19 protein-coding genes and 1 tRNA gene are annotated in these 18255 nt (G+C 64.4%); 10 read left to right on the top strand and 10 right to left on the bottom strand.

Annotated elements, in window-relative coordinates; genetic code table 11:
- From IFU00_21145 to IFU00_21130, 4 genes are all read left to right on the top strand, one after another.
- Window positions 1–225: elongation factor Tu (locus tag IFU00_21145; protein MBD8544788.1), on the top strand; the 225-nt coding region annotated here is incomplete at its 5' end.
- A 189-nt stretch (window positions 226–414) separates the two neighbouring features.
- Window positions 415–729, top strand: a complete 315-nt coding sequence (gene rpsJ / locus IFU00_21140) for a 30S ribosomal protein S10 (GenBank protein MBD8544787.1) — start codon at window positions 415–417, stop codon at window positions 727–729.
- A gap of 203 nt (window positions 730–932) precedes the next feature.
- Entirely contained in the window at window positions 933–1850 is a 918-nt protein-coding gene (locus tag IFU00_21135; GenBank protein ID MBD8544786.1) for a hypothetical protein, read from the top strand.
- Window positions 1844–2458, top strand: coding sequence for a hypothetical protein (locus IFU00_21130; GenBank protein MBD8544785.1), 615 nt, complete (start codon window positions 1844–1846; stop codon window positions 2456–2458). The genes IFU00_21135 and IFU00_21130 overlap by 7 nt, the downstream gene beginning before the upstream one ends.
- Before the next feature lie 292 nt (window positions 2459–2750).
- Here the strand turns inward: IFU00_21130 and IFU00_21125 are convergent, their stop codons facing one another.
- The 7 genes from IFU00_21125 to IFU00_21095 all read right to left on the bottom strand — a co-directional run bounded on the left by IFU00_21125 (window position 2751) and on the right by IFU00_21095 (window position 9656).
- Complete coding sequence (locus tag IFU00_21125) at window positions 2751–4073, bottom strand: TerD family protein (GenBank protein ID MBD8544784.1); 1323 nt, start codon at window positions 4071–4073, stop codon at window positions 2751–2753.
- A gap of 2 nt (window positions 4074–4075) precedes the next feature.
- On the bottom strand, window positions 4076–4993 hold the full coding sequence (locus tag IFU00_21120) for an HpcH/HpaI aldolase/citrate lyase family protein (protein ID MBD8544783.1): 918 nt from the start codon (window positions 4991–4993) through the stop codon (window positions 4076–4078).
- Complete coding sequence (locus IFU00_21115) at window positions 4986–6074, bottom strand: cysteine protease StiP family protein (protein ID MBD8544782.1); 1089 nt, start codon at window positions 6072–6074, stop codon at window positions 4986–4988. The genes IFU00_21120 and IFU00_21115 overlap by 8 nt, the downstream gene beginning before the upstream one ends.
- Window positions 6074–6838, bottom strand: a complete 765-nt coding sequence (locus IFU00_21110) for a hypothetical protein (GenBank protein MBD8544781.1) — start codon at window positions 6836–6838, stop codon at window positions 6074–6076. The genes IFU00_21115 and IFU00_21110 overlap by 1 nt, the downstream gene beginning before the upstream one ends.
- Window positions 6816–7988, bottom strand: coding sequence for a phosphoribosyltransferase domain-containing protein (locus IFU00_21105; protein MBD8544780.1), 1173 nt, complete (start codon window positions 7986–7988; stop codon window positions 6816–6818). Before IFU00_21105 ends, IFU00_21110 begins: the two co-directional genes overlap by 23 nt.
- A 2-nt stretch (window positions 7989–7990) precedes the next feature.
- Complete coding sequence (locus IFU00_21100) at window positions 7991–9010, bottom strand: ATP-grasp domain-containing protein (GenBank protein MBD8544779.1); 1020 nt, start codon at window positions 9008–9010, stop codon at window positions 7991–7993.
- 70 nt (window positions 9011–9080) lie between these two features.
- A complete protein-coding gene (locus tag IFU00_21095; protein MBD8544778.1) occupies window positions 9081–9656 on the bottom strand; it encodes a TerD family protein in 576 nt (191 codons plus the stop codon).
- A 290-nt stretch (window positions 9657–9946) separates the two neighbouring features.
- On the opposite strand from IFU00_21095, the gene IFU00_21090 reads away from it, so the two are divergent.
- Entirely contained in the window at window positions 9947–10702 is a 756-nt protein-coding gene (locus tag IFU00_21090; protein MBD8544777.1) for an SDR family oxidoreductase, read from the top strand.
- A gap of 10 nt (window positions 10703–10712) precedes the next feature.
- Here the strand turns inward: IFU00_21090 and IFU00_21085 are convergent, their stop codons facing one another.
- From IFU00_21085 to ggpS, 3 genes are read right to left on the bottom strand one after another with little or no spacing between them, the layout of a single operon-like run.
- The gene (locus tag IFU00_21085; GenBank protein MBD8544776.1) at window positions 10713–11603 is read right to left on the bottom strand and encodes an AraC family transcriptional regulator; all 891 of its coding nucleotides are present in this window, start codon (window positions 11601–11603) and stop codon (window positions 10713–10715) included.
- 28 nt (window positions 11604–11631) lie between these two features.
- The gene (locus IFU00_21080; protein ID MBD8544775.1) at window positions 11632–12747 is read right to left on the bottom strand and encodes a mechanosensitive ion channel family protein; all 1116 of its coding nucleotides are present in this window, start codon (window positions 12745–12747) and stop codon (window positions 11632–11634) included.
- Between the two features lies 1 nt (window position 12748).
- Window positions 12749–15067 carry a glucosylglycerol-phosphate synthase gene (gene ggpS, locus IFU00_21075; GenBank protein ID MBD8544774.1) on the bottom strand — a complete coding sequence of 773 codons (2319 nt, stop codon included), beginning with the start codon at window positions 15065–15067 and terminating at the stop codon, window positions 12749–12751.
- Window positions 15068–15473: 406 nt separating this feature from the next.
- Here ggpS and IFU00_21070 point away from each other — a divergent pair.
- From IFU00_21070 to rplB, 5 genes are all read left to right on the top strand, one after another.
- Window positions 15474–15550 (top strand) — tRNA-Val (locus tag IFU00_21070).
- A 276-nt stretch (window positions 15551–15826) separates the two neighbouring features.
- Window positions 15827–16483: a 50S ribosomal protein L3 gene (gene rplC, locus IFU00_21065; protein ID MBD8544773.1), complete on the top strand. Its 657-nt coding sequence runs from the start codon at window positions 15827–15829 to the stop codon at window positions 16481–16483.
- A 3-nt stretch (window positions 16484–16486) separates the two neighbouring features.
- Window positions 16487–17107, top strand: a complete 621-nt coding sequence (gene rplD, locus IFU00_21060) for a 50S ribosomal protein L4 (protein MBD8544772.1) — start codon at window positions 16487–16489, stop codon at window positions 17105–17107.
- Window positions 17104–17421 (top strand): 50S ribosomal protein L23, encoded by a 318-nt coding sequence (gene rplW, locus IFU00_21055; GenBank protein MBD8544771.1) that lies wholly within the window; start codon window positions 17104–17106, stop codon window positions 17419–17421. The genes rplD and rplW overlap by 4 nt, the downstream gene beginning before the upstream one ends.
- Window positions 17421–18248 (top strand): 50S ribosomal protein L2, encoded by an 828-nt coding sequence (rplB, locus tag IFU00_21050; protein MBD8544770.1) that lies wholly within the window; start codon window positions 17421–17423, stop codon window positions 18246–18248. Before rplW ends, rplB begins: the two co-directional genes overlap by 1 nt.
- The last annotated feature ends 7 nt before the right edge of the window (window positions 18249–18255 follow it).

The raw sequence follows: 18255 nt of genomic DNA, 5'->3' as shown, positions 1-18255 counted from the left end.
CCGTTCTTCAACAACTATCGTCCACAGTTCTACTTCCGTACGACTGACGTGACCGGTTCGATCGAGCTGCCAGCAGACAAAGAAATGGTCATGCCAGGCGACAACGTGTCGATCACCGTCAAGCTGATCAACCCGATCGCGATGGAAGAAGGTCTGCGCTTCGCAATCCGCGAAGGCGGCCGTACCGTCGGCGCCGGCGTTGTTGCAAAAATCCTGCCTAACTAATTAGGGCAAGATGGTGGATCGGCTCTCTTTCGGGAGAGTCTGATTGACACAACGATGGGGACAGACTTTTCGGTCTGTCCCCATCTGTTTGGGTGGGAACGATGTTATACTCCCGCCTCTTGTGCAGTAACGAAGTATCTCGACCACATTGCCGGCACCAAGCCGGAACGTTCTTTTAAAGGAAATCGCATGTCCGCTAACCAGAAAATCCGTATTCGCCTGAAAGCATTCGACTACAAGCTGATCGACCAGTCGGCCCTGGAAATCGTCGAGACCGCGAAGCGCACCGGCGCCGTCGTCAAAGGCCCAGTCCCACTGCCAACCCGTATCCAGCGTTTCGACGTGCTGCGTTCGCCACACGTGAACAAGACCTCGCGCGACCAGTTCGAAATCCGTACGCACCAGCGTCTGATGGACATCGTGGACCCAACCGACAAGACCGTTGACGCACTGATGAAGCTCGACCTGCCAGCTGGCGTCGATGTCGAAATCAAACTGCAGTAATCGCATTTAAGTATTGGCGGCATTGGCCGCCGATGCTGCAAGAAGCCAGGTTGACCGCATTGCGGGCAACCTGGCTTTTGTCATTTCCGGACCCAGTGATCATCATGCCGGGTGCATGAACTACGCTCTGGCAACCATCAAGCATTGTCGGTCCCGGCAGGGCGTGATGTAATCGACGGGTTTATTTGTTCAATTTCTCGTCCATACGCCAGATGCACGTTGTTTCCCTTTTGCGCGCCATGACATGGCGCGAACTCGCCGGCCTGGCGGTCGGCGCGCTGCTGCTTGCTGCCATCGCCAAGAGTCTCGCACCTGAAGCGGTCAAGCCGCTGCTGCATCATGCCGGTCTTGCGCTGCCCTTGCTGCTGCTGATGGCAAAGGACATCGCGCATGCCCCGCAAGCGTGGCAACGGCTACGCAGCGCCCATGCGGCGCGGGCGCCGTGGCATGCACAAGTGACGGCGCTACTGCCGCCTGAACTGCCGGGACTGTTCAAGCTCGATCGCCTGCTGTGGCTCGGTTGCCTGCGCCGCATGCAGGGCAAGCTGCTACCTGTCACGCTGCCTGAGGGCGTCGCACTGACTTACCTCGAACGCGGTGCCTACAACACGGCGCGCGCCGTGGTCTTCGTCGCGCTGCTGCTCGAGCTGCCCACGCACGCACTGCTGCTGCACCTGTTCATCAGGGATCCCGATGCGCTGCTGGTGATCCACGTGCTGGGCGCTATCGCCGTGCTGTACACACTGGCCTGGGTGCTGGGGGATCGCTGGCACATCGGGCCAGGGCGCCATGTGATGACGGCAGAGGCCCTGCACCTGCGCGTGGGGGTGCGGGTCGAGGGCACGCTGCCGTTGGCGGCAATCGCGCGCGTCGAACCGGTCGACCTGCTGCTGCAGACGTGGCGCCATCGGCATGGTGTAGCGCGCAACGATACCTTGGTGCTAACGCCATTCGACAAGCCGAACTGCGTGCTGGTACTGCACCAGCACGCGCAGGTCGACATCCTGCTGCATCAAGTAACGACGCGGCTGCCGCAGTACGTGTTCTTGTATCTCGACCGCCCTGCATTGCTGGCAGCGCACGTCGACCGGATGCGCCCGACTGTCAGCATGCCATGCTGATGCAGGAGCAGGGCGCAACGGGCCGCGCCGGGTCCGTCGCGTTCATCGTGCTGGCGCACGTGCTGTTCGTGCTCGCATTGGTGCACTACGCCAGTCCCCGACCAGACAACGTCAGCACCCCGGTCGATTACATCGCATTTGCCTTCATCGTCGCGCCGGTGAAGCCGCCGCCAGTGCCGCAGGTGCGCAGCGCGCCGCCACCACCAGTTTCTGTCCAGGTTGTGCGGCCACCCCGCATCGCCACACAGCGTGCGCTGCCGGCGTCCCCTGAGCCGATGACGATCATCGCTGCGCCGGAGGAAACCTCAACGGCCACGCCAGCCGAAACGACGACGGCACCTGCATCGGCGTCAACCGGAAAGCTGGACATGGAGTCGCTGCGCGGGCTGGCCCGGCAGGTGGAAAAAGAGCGCGTGCCAACGGCACTGGAACGCGTGCGCACCGCGGAGCAACTGCGCGGCGCCGATGACACTAATCTGGCGCGCGCGATCAAGAGGGCGAAGAACCCGGACTGTCAGAAGAAGTATGCCGGCGGCACAGAGACCAACCTACTGCTGTTGATCCCGCTTGCCATCGATACCATCACTGGCACCGGCTGCACGTGGTAGCTGTCAAAAACAGCCGGGGTCAAAACAGCCGGGGTCAGGTCTGACATTTGGACACGATCTCTACTGTACCTTGGCAAACAGCCGGGGTCAGGTCTGACATTCGGACACGATCTCTACCGTACCTTGACCGAGCGTCGGATTAAATTTTTGCTTGCTGGCGAAGTTGTCCTAGTAGCTTCCTAGAACTTTAGCTAAAGCTGAGGCCGTGTCCAAATGTCAGACCTGACCCCGGCTTTGAAAGCTGAGGCCGTGTCCAAATGTCAGACCTGACCCCGGCTTTGTTATGGCCAGCTTATTTGCTGCCGGTCTTCCAGCGCATGCCGAAGCCGAAGTGGCGGTCCATCAGTTCGTGGGCGCTGGTGGTGCCTTGCTGCTGGAAGTATTCGGCCAGTTTGGTGATCACGAGCTGGCCGCCGCGGTTTTCGATCAGCGCGATCGCGCACATGATCTGGCGGTCGCCGCCGTCGAGCTTGACTTCCACTGGCGCCTGGCCTGGTGCGGTGATCGTTACCACGCCATTGGTCACGCTCCAGTTGGCGGCGCCTTCGTAGATGAACGAGAAGATCACGGCGCGCTTGATCTGGTCGAAGCGCTCGCCGTTGATGAATAGGTTTTCGCCATTCGCGGCGGCGCCCGTGCGGTCGTCGGCGTCGAGCTTGATGAATGGATCGCGCTCGTAGTCGCCGAACGTGTTGCCCAGTGCCTGCACCAGCCCCCGGCGGCCATCCGTCAGCTCATACATGCAGCCCAAATCGAGGTCGATGCCTGTGCGGCCCTTGCGTGACGCTTGCGCCTTGTTGGCCATCTCGCCGGCCTTGTGCGCGAGGTCGCCGGCCATGCTGGTCAGGCGGTCGAGGAAGCCGCCGCCCCGGGCTGCGGCGGCCGGTGGCGGCGTGGACGGCGCCGGTGGCGGCGCGATTGCGGCCTGGTTCCAGTTCAGGTTGACGTGGATACGGCCATAGCCGCCGCCTGCGCGCTTGTCGAGTGAGACCTTGTCGCCGCGCTTGTCGAGCGTGATCTTCGACAGCGAGACGCGTGGCGCGGCTGGCGTCGCGACGGGAGCAGGTGTCGGCGTCGGCGCTGGCGTTGCCGGCTTCGCTGACGATCCCGCCTCGGCACCGCCAAAGTGCGCGAGCAGCGTCGACAGGCCGCCGGCAAAACCCTGGCCGACCGCGCCGAAGCGCCACTGGCCGTCGCGGCGATACAGCTCGGCCACGATCACGGCTTTTTCGTCGCCGAAGTCGGCGCCCGACCACGGGAAGCGCAGCGCGCTGCCCAGCGTGAGCGAGCTCGCGCCCAGGGTGCGCATGCTGGCCGCGCCGTCGATCGCGGCGACGAACACCAGCTTGGCGATCGATGCCGGCAGCTGGTCGAGGTTCACGGCGAAGCTGGCGCGGCCCGGTGACTGGTTCAGGCGCACCGCGCCTTCCGGGCTGGCCAGCTGGTTGTAGAAGACCATGTAGCGGTCATCGGACAGCTTGTCGTTGGCGTCCAGGCCGAAGCAGGAGACATCGACCGAGGCGCCGTTGGCGGCAATCTCGACGTCGACATTGAAGACGTGGCCGCTGCCCAGATCGGCCAGCTTGCCTTTCTGGCCGCGCGAATAGGTGGTCATGTTCATGAGGGTTCCCCTTCCAGGAATGGTTTGTGATCCAGTTCGGCGCCGTGGAAACCGAACAGGCGCGATTGCTCGACCGTGCGTTCGGCCCAGGCGCGATGGGTGGCGACTTCGCACATGGCGTCGTTCATGCGAAACACGGCCGGTGCCGACTGGTCGAGAATCGCGCGCGCCACCGCCAGGTCTTGCGGCGACACCTTGAAGTGCTGCTCGATCGGCGCGATCTGGGTCGGATGGATGGCGGTCTTGCCGATCATGCCGTGCGCCAGGTCTTCGATGACTTCCTGGTCCAGCAGCTCGGGCAGATCCAGGTACTCGAACACGGGCGCGGTCAGCATGAAACCGTAGGGCCGGAACGTGGTGACCAGTCGCGAGATGACGGGGCCCAGCGGCGTGCGGTACAGCGTCATGCCGCGCGGCCGGCGCAGGCCCAGCAGCGCCAGCAGGTCGTTGCCGCCGATGCGCAGCGCCAGGATGCGATGACGTACGCCGGGCGCTTCGAGCACCGCGCGCAGGCCCTGCATCTCCTGGTCGTCAAAGGCTTCGGCCGTTTCCAGCGTCGGCATCAGCACGTGCTCGGTGTGGCGCAGGAGCCGGTAGTAGTTGTCGAAGTTGTGGCGCGTGATCTTGGGCAGCACGAAACCGGTGAGCTTGTCGGCGCCCGGCATCGCCAGCACGCGCTCGAGCACTTCGGTATTGCGTACCCGGACGAAGCGGTCGGCCGCCACGTCCACGCGCATATTGGCCAGCACCACCGACAGGTTGAACAGCGAATAGCTCAGCTCCCGGTCGGCGATGGCGTCCTCCGTGCAGAAGATCAGCGACCGCGCCTGCGGGATCAGGTCGCCATTGGCGATCTCCGCCAGGTCCTTGTGATTGGCCGGCACGTACAACGACGCGCCCAGTGATTTAGCCATCGGATGCACTCCTGATCAGGGATACTGCGTGGTAGGGCAGGCTCGGGTCGATCTCGACCGGGACCTGTTTTTCTTCGGCCAGCGCGGCCAGGTGCGCCACATCCGGCGCATCCGCCTCGCGCAGTATGACCAGGCGCGGCACGCGCCGCAGCAGCACGCGCGTGGCTTCGCCGATGCCCGGCTTGACGAGGTTGATGTCGGGCACGCCGTAGCGCCCCATCGCGGCGCCGAGATAGGCTTGCGAGCGTTCGCGCGCCGCATGTGCATCCACGGGCGGCGCCTCGGCGGCATCCGCCGCCAGCGCCAGCGCGATCAAATTATCAGCGAACGCCTGCGAGCGGTCGATGCCGGCAAAGTCCGCATAGAAAACACAGCCGTGGAAATCGTCCGCGCCCAGATCGTCGGGCATGACGGTGCGGCTCACCAGGCCCGATACCGTCGCGTTCAGGATGCTCGACGGGATCAGATAATCGTCGCACGAGGCGGCGCAGGCGGCAGCGCCGGCCAGGTCCGACAGCACGTACAGGCCCGTGTCGATCGCCACGCCGTGGCGCAGGTTGAACGCGTCGACCGAGCCGGCCAGTTCGCGCGCGATGACGCCCTTGCCGGTCCAGCCGTCGACGAACACGATCGATTCGGGCGCGTGGCCCTGGGCCAGGATGTGGCGCAGCGCGGCCGCGTCGATGCCGCGGTCGCGCACGATCGACACGCAGTAATGCACGGCGTCGCGCCCGAACCGTTCGCGCAGCAGGCGCGTGACGACCACGCCCACCGGTGTGCCGGCGCGTGCCAGCGAAACGATCGTGATCTGCTGCGCGCGCCGCGCCGCGATCAGGCCCGCCAGGCGCAGGCAGTCCTGCGCCATGCGCGGATTGTTGGCGGCGCAGGCGGCATCGAACAGGCGCATGTAGCGCCCGGAGGGTGCGGATTCCGGCGACAGCATCTGGCTGTAGTGACGCTGGCCGCTCTGGATCAGCGCTTCCTTCTCGGCGACATTGGTGAAGTCCTGCTGCGGCAGGCAGCGCAGCAAAAAGTCGACGTCACCGGCGCGATAGCTGCCCGGGAAGGGGGCATGCCCGATCACAGCGCCCCCACGGTAACGCCGGCCAGCTGCGTGCCGCGCGGGATGATCGCGTAGTCGCAGGCGGCCATGAAGCGCGCATCCGAGCGGCTGTCGCCCATGCCGAACGTGACGATCTCGCCGTGTTCGGCCTTCAGGCGCGCCGTGATGTGCGCGACCGCATGGGCTTTGTCCAGCGCCCTGGGCAGGATCGCCAGGTTGTTGCCGTTGCGGTGGACGACGTAGTCGCGGTTGCCGTCCGCGATCCACGGCCGCACCACGTGTTCTTCGAGTGGCGCGAGGCGCTCGCTCAGCTTGTCCGGGTCTTTCACGACCAGGAAGAATGGCGTGCCGATATCCTCGATCATGCGCGCGCGGCCGGCGTAACTGGTGCGCGCGCCATGGGCGTCGATGTGGGCCGCCAGCTCCAGCAGGCCGGGCAGGGCGGTGTGCATCGCCGTGCGCACGCCTTCCAGAAAGGGCCGGTCGACCGCGCCGCCCGGCTCGAGCACGACGCCGCCGTAGTTGATGACGGCGTAGCTGGTGAACGGCAGGTGCACGCGGCGCAGGCCATCGAGGTCGCGCGCGGTGGTCGGGATCATCGTCATCCCGTCCTGCAGCAGCGCGAGAAACGAGCGCTGGGCCGGGGTGGTGTATGAACAGATGCTGCCATCCTTGTAGTAGGCGGCAGGCTGCAGCGCATCGGGGGCATCCCGGTGCGTGCCGCACTTGCCGAAGGTCTGGAACAGCGTGTCGTCCAGGTCAGCGAACAGGAACTTCTTCAACGTGGTCCTCGGACTGGAAATGGAACAGGCGCGCGCGCAGGGTATCGGCCAGCGCGAACAGCGCGGGGCCGGGGGCAGTTTCAAAGCACAGCAGGACATGGTCGTACTGGCCGGGTGCGACGTTGTACAGGTAGTTGGCGATGCCTTCGCCGTAATTGTCGGGGAAGCTCAAGGCGTGGCCCACCGCACCCCAGGTCAGGATCGGCGAGCGGGTCGTCGACTGCACCACCACGTCGACGCCGCGCTCCTGCAGGGCCGCGCCGAGCAGCGTGGACGCGTGCATGAATTCGCCGGTGCCCAGCACCAGCACGCGGCTGCCAGGGGCGAACTCGCCGGCCAGGCGCGCGGCCAGGGTGGTCGGCGCTTGTACGGCGTGGTCGATGCCCAGGCGGCCGAACGCGCTGCTGGCGCCGCGGTCGGCATCGTGCTCGAAGCGCTGGGCCGCGCCCTGGTCCGGCGGCAGCGGGCCTTGCGCAAACGTGAACTGGCCGTCGACCAGCGCGCCGATGGTGGCCGGCAGGCCGAAGCGGGCGTCGAGCGCGCCCGGGGCGGCCGGGCCCATGAAATTGGTGATCGTCGCCAGGTGCACGCGCTCGATGCCGGGATTCAGGCGCTGGCAGGCGGCAGCCAGGTTGACGAAGGTATTGCCGGTGCTGGCTTCATCGTCGACCATCACGACCGTGCGCGCCGCCATGAACAGCGCGTGCAGCGCCGCATCGGTGGGCTCGTGCAGGAACTGGCGCGGCGCGTGGCTGTGCGCCTCGGCAAATTCGATCAGCGGACCGGTGCCCACGCGGTAGCGCGTGGTGTACAAAAAAAGCGCCTGCTGCGCCGGATGCGCACGCAGCCAGGCTTCGAATACGCCCTGGCCCAGGCCAATCGCGGTTTCGGCCATCGCAATGAAGAGCACCGGGCCATCGACCGGCGGCACGGTGGCCGCCAGGCGCTCGTGCACGGCCAGCATCGCGCGGGGCGACGCCGGCCAGTGCTTGCCCAGCACCTTGCTCAGAAAGAGAAAGCCACGCTTGGCATTGGCGCGCGCGGCAAAGCCGAGCAGCTCGTTGACCTCGGGCGCGCCGCTGTCGATGCGCAGTTCGAGCGTGCCGGTAGGCAGTTCGATCCGCTGCAGGGTGGAGGAAGGCGCGGCCATGGTCATGCCAGTTCCGTGGCGACGCTGACTTCGGCCACGCGCATGCCGTTGGCCACGGGTGGCACGGTGACGCTGTCGAAGCCATCGGCAAAGCAGCGCAGTGCGATGTAGGGCAGGTTGGGGCCAGCCAGGCACGCCATGGCGATCCCGCCCGACATGCGCGGGTTGATCTCCAGCAGACGCGGACGGCCGCCGCCTTCGCGGAACTGGGCGTTGAACACGCCGTTCAGGCGGTAGTCGGCGCACAGGCGCGTGGTGGCGTCCAGGATGTCCTGGCGCATGTCGATCAGCTGCCCGCTGCCCGCTTGCGGCAGTTTGCGGCGCACGACGGCGGTCACGAGGCGGCCATTGTCGCCAACGCAGTCGACGCTGTATTCGGGGCCTTCGAGGAACTCCATCAGGAGCATGGTGCGAAATTCGCCCATCTCGGCCAGGCCGCGGCGCAGGTCATCGTAGCCGACGTGGTATTCGGCGCCGGCCAGCAGCAGCGCGGCGCTGCTGCGCGCTTCGTCGACGATGGCAAAGCCCAGGCCATAAATCGAATGCGACGGCTTGACGCACAATTTGGCGTGGCGCGGGCGCAGTTCGGCCCAGGCGGCGTCGAATTGGACGATGTTTTCAAAGACGCGGAATTCGGCCACCGGCGCGTCGGGCAGCACGGTCTCGGCGTAGAAGTCGGCCTTGTCATGGATGCGTTTGAGTTCGGCCGGCGGCGCGGCCGACAGCACACGCGTGCCTATCTCGGCAAAGCGTCCCAGTTCGGACGCCAGCAGCGTCGCTTCACGGCCTGGCACGAAGATGTCGATTTTCTGTTCGCGGCAGAAGGCCAGGCACCAGTCGATATACGCCTCGCCTTTCAGGCCGACCGGCTCGATATGAAACTCGTGTGCCAGGCGCGCAGCAGGCGCATGGCGGTTGGCGTTGCTGTGAACGATGGTGAAACGGCCGTCGGTGTCGGCCTCGCGAATCAGCTTGATCGCAGCATTGACGGACGAAAAAGTCCTGTTGTACCAAACGCGCATGCGCTAATTCCTGAAATTTTGCAGACATGGCCCGCGCTGAACGCGGGCCGGGGAAGACGAGACGAACGAATCAGACGTTGACGCCGAACGAACGGGCCAGAGGACCCAGACCGCCCTTGAAGCCCTGGCCGACAGCGCGGAATTTCCATTCGCTGCCATGGCGGTACAGTTCACCGAAGATCATTGCGGTTTCGGTCGAGCTGTCTTCGGACAGGTCATAGCGCGCGATCTCGGTTTCGCCGGCGGCGTTCAGGCAGCGGATGTACGCCTTGCTGACCTGGCCGAAGCTCTGGCGGCGCGTCTCGGCATCATGGATGGTGACGCAGAACGAGATCTTGTCGATGTCGGCCGGCACGCGGTTCAATTCAACGGCGATCTTTTCGTCGTCGCCCTCGCCCTGGCCGGTGGTGTTGTCGCCGGCGTGGACCACAGAACCGTCGGTCGACTTCAGGTTGTTGTAGAAGATGAAGTCGGTATCGCCGCGCACTTTGGCGTCGGTCTTGAGCAGGAAGGCGCTGCCATCCAGATCGAAAGCGGAACCGTCGGTCGAGCGGGGATCCCAGCCCAGGCCGATGATGACCTTGGTGAGGCCCGGTGCTTCCTTGCTCAGGTTGACGTTGCCGCCTTTTTGCAGACTGATTGCCATACGAACTCCTTGTTCCGTTGAGGGTTGACTGGCCGCCGGTGGTCTGGCGAACCTCGGGGATGGTCCCGCCAATATAGGCGGTAAGCGATCAATTGTACATGGGGCTACGGCGCGCGGATTTCAACCGTTTTTCATAGGAGGATGTACGTACTTGCGGCGATAAAAGGCACGCCCGCCAGCCGGCATCGTGTTCTGGAGGATCAGGCAAAGACCGGCCAGCTTCCGGCAACGGCGCAGGCGGCGCGGCTCACATACTGGTGGCTCTCTCCAACCTGCAAGGAATCACCATCATGACCACGATCGCTCTCGTTACCGGCGCCAGCCGCGGCCTGGGACGCAACACCGCACTGCACATCGCCCGCCGTGGCGGCGACGTGATCATCACCTACCAGAGCCGCCAGGCCGAGGCCCAGAAAGTGGTCGACGAAATCCGCGCCTTGGGCCGCCAGGCGCTGGCGCTGCAGCTCGACGTGGGCGACGTTGCCAGCTTCCCCGCGTTTGCCGCCAGCCTGCGCGCGGCGCTAAGCACTACCTGGGGCCGCGAACAGTTCGATCACCTCGTCAACAATGCCGGCCACGGCGCCATGGCGCCTATTGCCGACACCACCGAGGCGCAGTTCGACCATCTGGTCGACGTCCACTTCAAGGGCGTGTTCTTCCTGACCCAGGCGCTGCTGCCGCTGCTGGCCGATGGTGGGCGCATCGTGAACCTGTCGTCCGGTCTCACCCGTTTCGCGCTCCCGGGCTTTGGTGCCTACGCGGCCGTCAAGGGCGCGGTCGAGGTCCTGAGCCTCTATCTCGCCAAAGAACTGGGCGGGCGCGGCATCGCGGTCAATACCGTGGCGCCCGGTGCGATCGAGACGGATTTCCTGGGCGGCGCAGTGCGCGACACGCCGGACCTGAATGGCGTGTTTGCCGGCATGACAGCACTGGGCCGGGTGGGGGTGCCGGACGATATCGGGCCGATGATTGCCAGCTTGCTCGGGCAGGACAATCGCTGGATCAACGGCCAGCGCATCGAAGTCTCGGGCGGGCAGGCGATTTGAGGGCTTGAGCTCAGGCCGCGTGCAGGCGCTCGTGCGCGGCGCTCACGTCGCGCACCGGCGGCAGTCCGAACATGCGTCCGTACTCGCGCGTGAATTGCTGCACGCTTTCATAGCCGACCGCGTGGGCGGCCGTGCTGGCGTTGACGCCGTCGGCGAGCATCAGGCGACGTGCCTCGATCAGGCGCAGCTGCTTCTGGAACTGCAGCGGCGTGAGCGACGTCACCGCGCGAAAGTGCTGGTGGAACGAGGAGGGACTCATGCCGGCCAGGCCGGCCAGCTGCTCTACCGGGAGCCGGCGTGCATAGTCGGTGCGCAGCAGCGCGACGGCGCGCGCCACACGCCGCACGTGACTGTCGGGCAGGCCAAGGCGCCGCACCGCCGCGCCGTGGCGGCCGGCCAGCAGCCAGTAATGGAATTCACGTATCAGCGATGCCTGCAGCACCGGCAGTGCGGCGGGCCGCTCGATCAATCCCATCAGGCGCAGGGCGGTGTCCGTCAGGTGTGCATCGGTCGGCGCGCTGCGCACCGGCGCGCCGGTGGTGTCTTCGATCGTCGCCATGTCGGTGGCCAGATCGGCAATCACGGCCGGATTCAGGTCGAGCACCAGTGAACAATAGGGCGTCGCGCTGCTGGCCTGCGTGATCTGGCTGAGGGTGGGCACGTCGGCCATGATCAGGAGAGAATCGCCCGCATGGAACGTCAGCGTTTGCCCGCCCGTGCTGACTTGTTTGCTGCCTTGCAGGACCAGGCAGGCCAGCGGGCGGGCGATCTGGCTGGTCAACGCGCTGCGCTCGTTCACGCGGATCGCGACCAGGCCGGCGATCGGCGTGGGCGCGATGCCGTCGCGGTCGGCCTGGAGGGCTGCGTAGCGCAGGACGCGGGCGAGAAGTGGCGTGTGCATGCGCCAAGTGTAGCGCGACGAACCCGCGTCAGGCAGCTTTTCCGAGCGATGCATCGGCGTCGTTGCCCGCCTGCGCGCTGTCGTGCGGCCGCGCTTCACGCGTGAGCTGCACGGTCTGCACCGGCAAGGCCAGTGCCACGTCCTGCGCCTGCAGCAGCGCCACGATGCGCAGGTAGATCTCCTGCTGGATATCCATGTAGATCGTGTAGTCGGTATTGTCGACGTAGTACACGACTTCATAGTTGAAGCTCGGCGCGGCCAGGCCGCTCAGGTGGGCGCGGTCGAAACGCACCTGCGGCTGGGCGCGCACGATCTCTTCCAGCAGTGCCGGCAGCGCGCGCAGGATCGGTTCGGGCGTGCGGTGCGACACGCCGAACCCGAACACGACACGGCGCGACGCCATCCGGCGCAGGTTCTGGATGCGGCTCTTGAGCAGGTCGTTATTGGAAAACACGATCTGCTCGCCGCCCAGGCTGCGCACGCGGGTGGTCTTCAGGCCGATCTTCTCCACAGTGCCGAGCATCTTGTCGACGATGATGAAGTCGCCCACGACGAATGGTTTGTCGAGCACGATCGAGAGCGACGCGAACAGGTCGCCCAGGATGCTCTGCACTGCCAGTGCGATGGCGATACCGCCGATACCCAGGCTGGCGACGAGCGTGGTGATGTTCACGCCCAGGTTGTCGAGCACCATCAGCGCGACGATTGCCCACAGCGCGACGCGCACCAGGAAGGTGATCGCGGCCGACGAGGTGACACGGTCCGGGTCTTCGCTGCTGCGCTGCGCGCGCGTGACGCGCAGCCAGGTGCGTAGGCCCGTATCGCCCCACAGGGCGACCTGGATCAAGAGCGCCGTAATCGCGAAGCGGCCGATGAACAGGTCCGCTTTCGCGGGCAGGGTCAGCAGGCTGGCGCCGACATACAGGCCGACGAAGCCCAGCACCACCAGCTTCGTCGAGCACAGCGTGGCGGCGGCGATGTCGTGCAGGAGCGTGTGCGTACCCGCTTCGGTCCGCGCGCCCCCCGCACCCAGGCGCCGCGCGACGATCGACTTGAACGCGTCCAGGCCGATGGTCACGGCCACCATGGCTGCCAGGGCAATCAGCCAGTCGGCCACGGGATTGGCAAGGATGATGTAGTTCATGTCAGGCCGCGGCGCGTTCTTCGATCGGTTGTTCGGCGCCCGGCGCTGGCAATGCCGCCAGTGCGGCCAGGAAGTCGTCGCCCCAGCGTGTCACGTCATGACCGCGCACGATCGCCGCCATGCGCCCGGCGCGGTACGCCACCTCGTCGGCGCCCATCGTCAGCGCGTCGTATAGCGTGGCGCTCATCGCGTTGGCGTCGTACGGATTGACCAGCAGCGCGCCGTGCAGCTCGACGGCGGCGCCGGCGAACTCGGACAGCACCAGCGTGCCGGGCCGGCCCGTCGCATGGCGCGTAGCGACGTATTCCTTGGCCACCAGGTTCAGGCCATCGCGCAGCGGCGTGATCCAGGCGATGTCGCAGGCGGCGTAGTGGGCCACCACCTGCTCGAACGGCAGGCTGCGGTAGAAGTAGCGCACCGGCACCCAGTCCATCGTGGAGAAGCGCCCGTTGATGCGCCCGACGATGCGATCCAGGTCTTCGCGCAGGCTGTCGTAGATGTCCATGCCGCTGGCGGCCGGCGTGATGATGTTCAGCAGCGTGACCTTGCCCAGCAATTCCGGATGCTGTTCGAGCATGCGTTCATAGGCCTGCAGCTTTTCCAGCGAGCCTTTCACATAATCGAGGCGCTCGATCGAGACGATGCCGGTCTTGCCGTCCAGGTAGGCGTCGATCTCCGCGATCTGCTGCTGTACGGCGTCGGTTTGCACCAGCGCGTCGATCAGGTCCGTGTTGGTGCCGACCGGATGGGCGCCCAGCGCGACCTGGCGGCCGCCCACTTCGAGCGCGGTGGTCATGTGATCCACGCCCAGCGCGCAGCCGAAGGTCAGGAAGCGCGGCGCGCAGCCTACGCCGTCGACGATCTGCACCGGCGCGCACGAACGGGCGGCGTCGACGAAGTTCTCGACGTAGCGCGGGATGTGAAAGCCCACGTAGTCGCACTGCAGCAGGCTGCCGATGATGTCGCGCCGCCATGGCAGGATATTGAAGACGTCGCTCGACGGGAATGCCGTGTGGTGGAAGAACGCGATCTTCAGGTCGGGGCGCAGCGGGCGCAGGAAGGCCGGCACCATCCACAGGTTGTAGTCGTGGATCCAGGCGGTGGCGCCGTACGCCGCTTCGCGCGCGGTCTGCTCGGCGAACAGGCGGTTGATCTCGAGGTAGCGTTCCCAGTGGTCCTGGCGGAACACGGCTTTATCAGGGAACGAAAAGATGATCGGCCAGAACGCCTCTTTCGAGAACTTCTTGTAGAACTGGTCGATGTCGTCCGGCGTGAGTGCGATGCGGGCCGCTTTCAGGTGCGGGTAGCGCGCGGCATCGACCGCGACGTGCGGGACGAAGCCGGCCGGGTTGCGGCTGTTCTGCTGCGACCACGCGACCCACGAACCCTTGCGGCCGCCGGCAAAAAAGCTCAGCAGCGTGGGCATGATGCCGTTCGGGCTTTTCGGGCGCCGCGCACAGGTCACGCCATCTTCGACCACTTCGTCGTAGGGCAGGCGGTGATACACCATCACCAGTTCGGCGTCGCCGCAGGCTGGAGCGGGGGCAGGGCTGTCGTCGCCATCGAAGCGCAGGCCATGGCGGCTCAGGGCTTCGAGGATGCCGCCGCAGCCGGCGGCGTCGGCCACCACCACGCGCGGCGACTTGCGCACGGCTTCGATCAGCGCCGGTTCGGCGGCGCCCACGACCACGCCGCGAAAGCCCGCCTCGAACATCGACAGGTCATTCAGTGTGTCGCCCGCCACCAAAATATGGGCCGGATCGAACCCGGCCACTTCAGCCAGACGGCGCACGGCGGCGCCCTTGCCGACACCGCGCGGCAGCACGTCCAGGTATTGCCCGGCCGAGAACACCAGATCGCAGCCGAGGGCATCGACCGCAGCGCGCAGTTCTGGCGTGATCGCGGACTCGGTCGCATAGAACGAGCAGCGCCGCTCCTGCGGCACGAGCTGGCGCACCAGTTGCGGGAAGCCGCTCAGCGCGCGCAGCACTTCATGGGTGCCGGGCCAGGTGGCGGCGATCTCGTGCGCGAGCGGCTCGACCGGGCGCAGGTCGGCGTCGACAATCGTCGCGCCGACGTCGGCAATGATGTAATGGGGACGCGGGACGGTCGGATCGCTCAGCAGCGGAATGACGGTTTCCAGGCCGCGGCCAGTGACGAAGACCAGCTTGGCGCCAGGCAGGGCGCCGGAAAACAGTTCACGGATGCGGCGCCGTGCTTCATGGGTGCCGGCCAGCAGCGTGCCGTCGAGATCGGTAGCGAGGACCAGGCGTGAAGGGTCGAGCAGGCGGGGCCAGCGTTGGGTATCAATGACAGTCATGTTGTACATCCTTGCAGCAATGCGTCCGCCAGCAGACCAGGGGTGGACTGACGGCGCAGGTCGGGGCCCGCGAAGTCGCCGGGGAGGCGCGCGGACCGTGGGAAAGGCGGATGGCGCGAAGCGCGTTTTGTTGTACGAAGAATTGCGCGTTCGACAGGGCCGGGGCCGCCAGGCGGAGGAGGGCGGGCAGCGCCGGCATGGGTGCCGGAAATCACGTGCGCCAGGTGCACACGACGAAGCCCGTCCTCGAAATACATTTGTACAATAACATTTTGTTGCATCTGGCACAACCGGCGATTTGCCAATGCTGCTGGCCTGGCGTGGAATCAAAATTCTGCTGGAAAGTTGAATCGCCGAAAAAAGCTATTGCAAAAGTTCCAGCATGCCCCGTATAATTCGGCTCCCCGGGCGGTTAGTTCAGTTGGTTAGAATACTTGGTCGACATCCAAGGGGTCGCAGGTTCGAATCCTGCACCGCCCACCAGAAATTCAAGTCGCAGGCTCCCAGCAATGGTTGATGCCTGTAGAGACAAGGCGCACGACGCTGTGCCTGTCTGTGCCGTTCAGCTCGAACGGATTCTTCATTCTCCAGATACTGCGAAAAGCGCAACAGGACCGGTCTCGATGCCGATTTTTCCTGTTGCGCCGTTGCCGTTTGCGCGCTATACTAGCCGGCTTCGGTACGGGTGCGTCTTTTATTGCCCGTATTATTTAGTAGTTCAACTACCCCCGCCCAATCGTAGGTGGGAATGGAGAAAAAATGAGCTTGGGCCTTCTCGGTCGCAAGGTTGGCATGATGCGTATCTTCACGGACGAGGGTGATTCAATCCCTGTCACCGTGCTGGATGTGTCGAACAACCGTGTCGCACAAATCAAAACCCCTGAAACTGATGGCTACACCGCAGTTCAGGTCGTCTACGGTCAACGTCGTGCTTCGCGCGTGACGAAAGCCGCTGCCGGTCACTACGCCAAAGCTGGCGTCGAAGCCGGTACGATGCTGAAAGAATTCCGCATCGATTCCACCAAAGCCGCCGAACTCAAAGCCGGTGACACCATCGATGCTTCGCTGTTCGAAGTGGGCCAGAAAATCGACGTGCAAGGCACCTCGATCGGTAAAGGCTACGCCGGTACCATCAAGCGTCACAACTTCGCATCGGGCCGTGCTACCCACGGTAACTCGCGTTCGCACAATGTTCCTGGCTCGATCGGTATGGCCCAGGATCCAGGCCGCGTGTTTCCAGGCAAGCGCATGACCGGTCACATGGGCGACGTCACCGTCACCACCCAGAACCTGGAAGTTGCTCGCATCGACACCGAACGTCAGCTGCTGCTGATCAAAGGTGCCGTACCTGGCGCGAAGAACGGCCAAGTGGTCGTCAAGCCTGCTGTTAAAACCAAACTCAAGAAAGGAGCGTAAGCCATGGAACTGAAGCTCCTGAATGAGCAAGGTCAAGACGGCGCCAATGTTGCAGCCGCCGATGAAGTGTTCGGTCGTGAATACAACGAAGCCCTGATTCACCAAGTCGTCGTCGCCTACGCTGCTAACGCACGTGGCGGTAACCGCAAGCAGAAAGATCGTGAAGAAGTCCACCACACGACCAAGAAGCCATGGCGCCAAAAAGGTACCGGCCGCGCTCGTGCTGGTATGTCGTCGTCGCCACTGTGGCGCGGCGGTGGTCGTATCTTCCCGAACAGCCCAGAAGAAAACTTCACGCACAAAGTTAACAAGAAGATGTTCCGCGCAGGTATCTGCTCGATCTTCTCGCAACTGGCCCGCGAAGGCCGTCTGAGTGTCGTCGAGAACCTGTCGATCGAAGCACCAAAGACCAAGCTGCTGTCGCAGAAACTGCTGGGCATGGGTCTGGACTCGGTCCTGGTGATCACCGATACCATCGATGAAAACCTCGAGCTGGCATCGCGCAATCTGCCGCACGTTCTGGTCGTTGAGCCTAAGCACGCTGACCCGATGTCGCTGGTGTTCTACAAGAAAATCCTGGTCACGAAAGCTGCTCTGGCCAAGATCGAGGAGATGTACGCATGAGCGCCGCAATCAAATTTAGCGAAGAGCGCCTGATGAAGGTGCTGCTGGCTCCGATCATTTCCGAGAAGGCTACCTTCGTCGCGGAAAAGAACGAGCAGATCGTGTTCAAGGTCATGCCTGACGCGACCAAGCCAGAAATCAAGGCTGCTGTCGAACTGCTGTTCAAAGTCGAGGTCGAATCGGTCCAGACGTTGAACCGTGAAGGCAAGCAGAAGCGTTCGGGCCGTTTCAACGGTCGTCGCAACCACACCAAGCGTGCTTTCGTGTGCCTGAAGCCAGGCCAGGAAATCAATTTTGTCGAGGAGGCTAAATAATGGCACTCGTTAAGATGAAGCCAACCTCCCCAGGCCGTCGCGGCATGGTGAAAGTTGTGACTGAAGGCCTGTACAAAGGTCGTCCATTCGCAGCCCTGGTTGAAAAGAAATCGAAAACTGCCGGCCGTAACAACAATGGTCACATCACCACCCGTCACATGGGCGGCGGTCACAAGCAGCATTACCGTCTGGTCGACTTCAAGCGCCAGAAGGACGGCATCCCTGCCAAGGTCGAGCGTATCGAATACGACCCGAACCGTACCGCGCACATTGCACTGCTGTGCTACGCGGACGGTGAGCGTCAGTATGTCATCGCCACCAAGAACATGGCTGTCGGCGATAGCATCATGAATGGCTCGGAAGCGCCGATCAAGGCCGGTAACTGCCTGCCGATCCGCAACATCCCAGTCGGTACCATCATGAACTGCGTCGAAATGCTGCCAGGTAAGGGTGCCCAGATGGCCCGTACCGCCGGCGCCGGCGTCGTGCTGATGGCACGTGAAGGCACCTACGCTCAGGTCCGCCTGCGCTCGGGTGAAGTCCGTCGCGTGCACATCGAGTGCCGCGCTACCATTGGCGAAGTCGGCAATGCCGAACACAGCCTGCGCAAGATCGGTAAAGCTGGCGCGATGCGCTGGCGTGGTGTTCGTCCAACCGTTCGCGGTGTGGTCATGAACCCTGTCGATCACCCGCACGGTGGTGGTGAAGGTAAAACTGCAGCCGGTCGTCACCCAGTGTCCCCATGGGGCCAGCAGACCAAGGGTAAGAAGACGCGTTCGAACAAGCGTACTTCGTCGATGATCGTTTCGCGCCGCGGCAAGAAATAAGGATAAA

This window comes from Oxalobacteraceae sp. CFBP 8761 (genome assembly GCA_014841595.1).
In the GTDB taxonomy this organism is placed as follows: domain Bacteria; phylum Pseudomonadota; class Gammaproteobacteria; order Burkholderiales; family Burkholderiaceae_D; genus Telluria.
The sequence above is the reverse complement of the archived record's forward strand: the minus strand, read 5'-3'. Positions and strand labels throughout refer to the sequence as shown.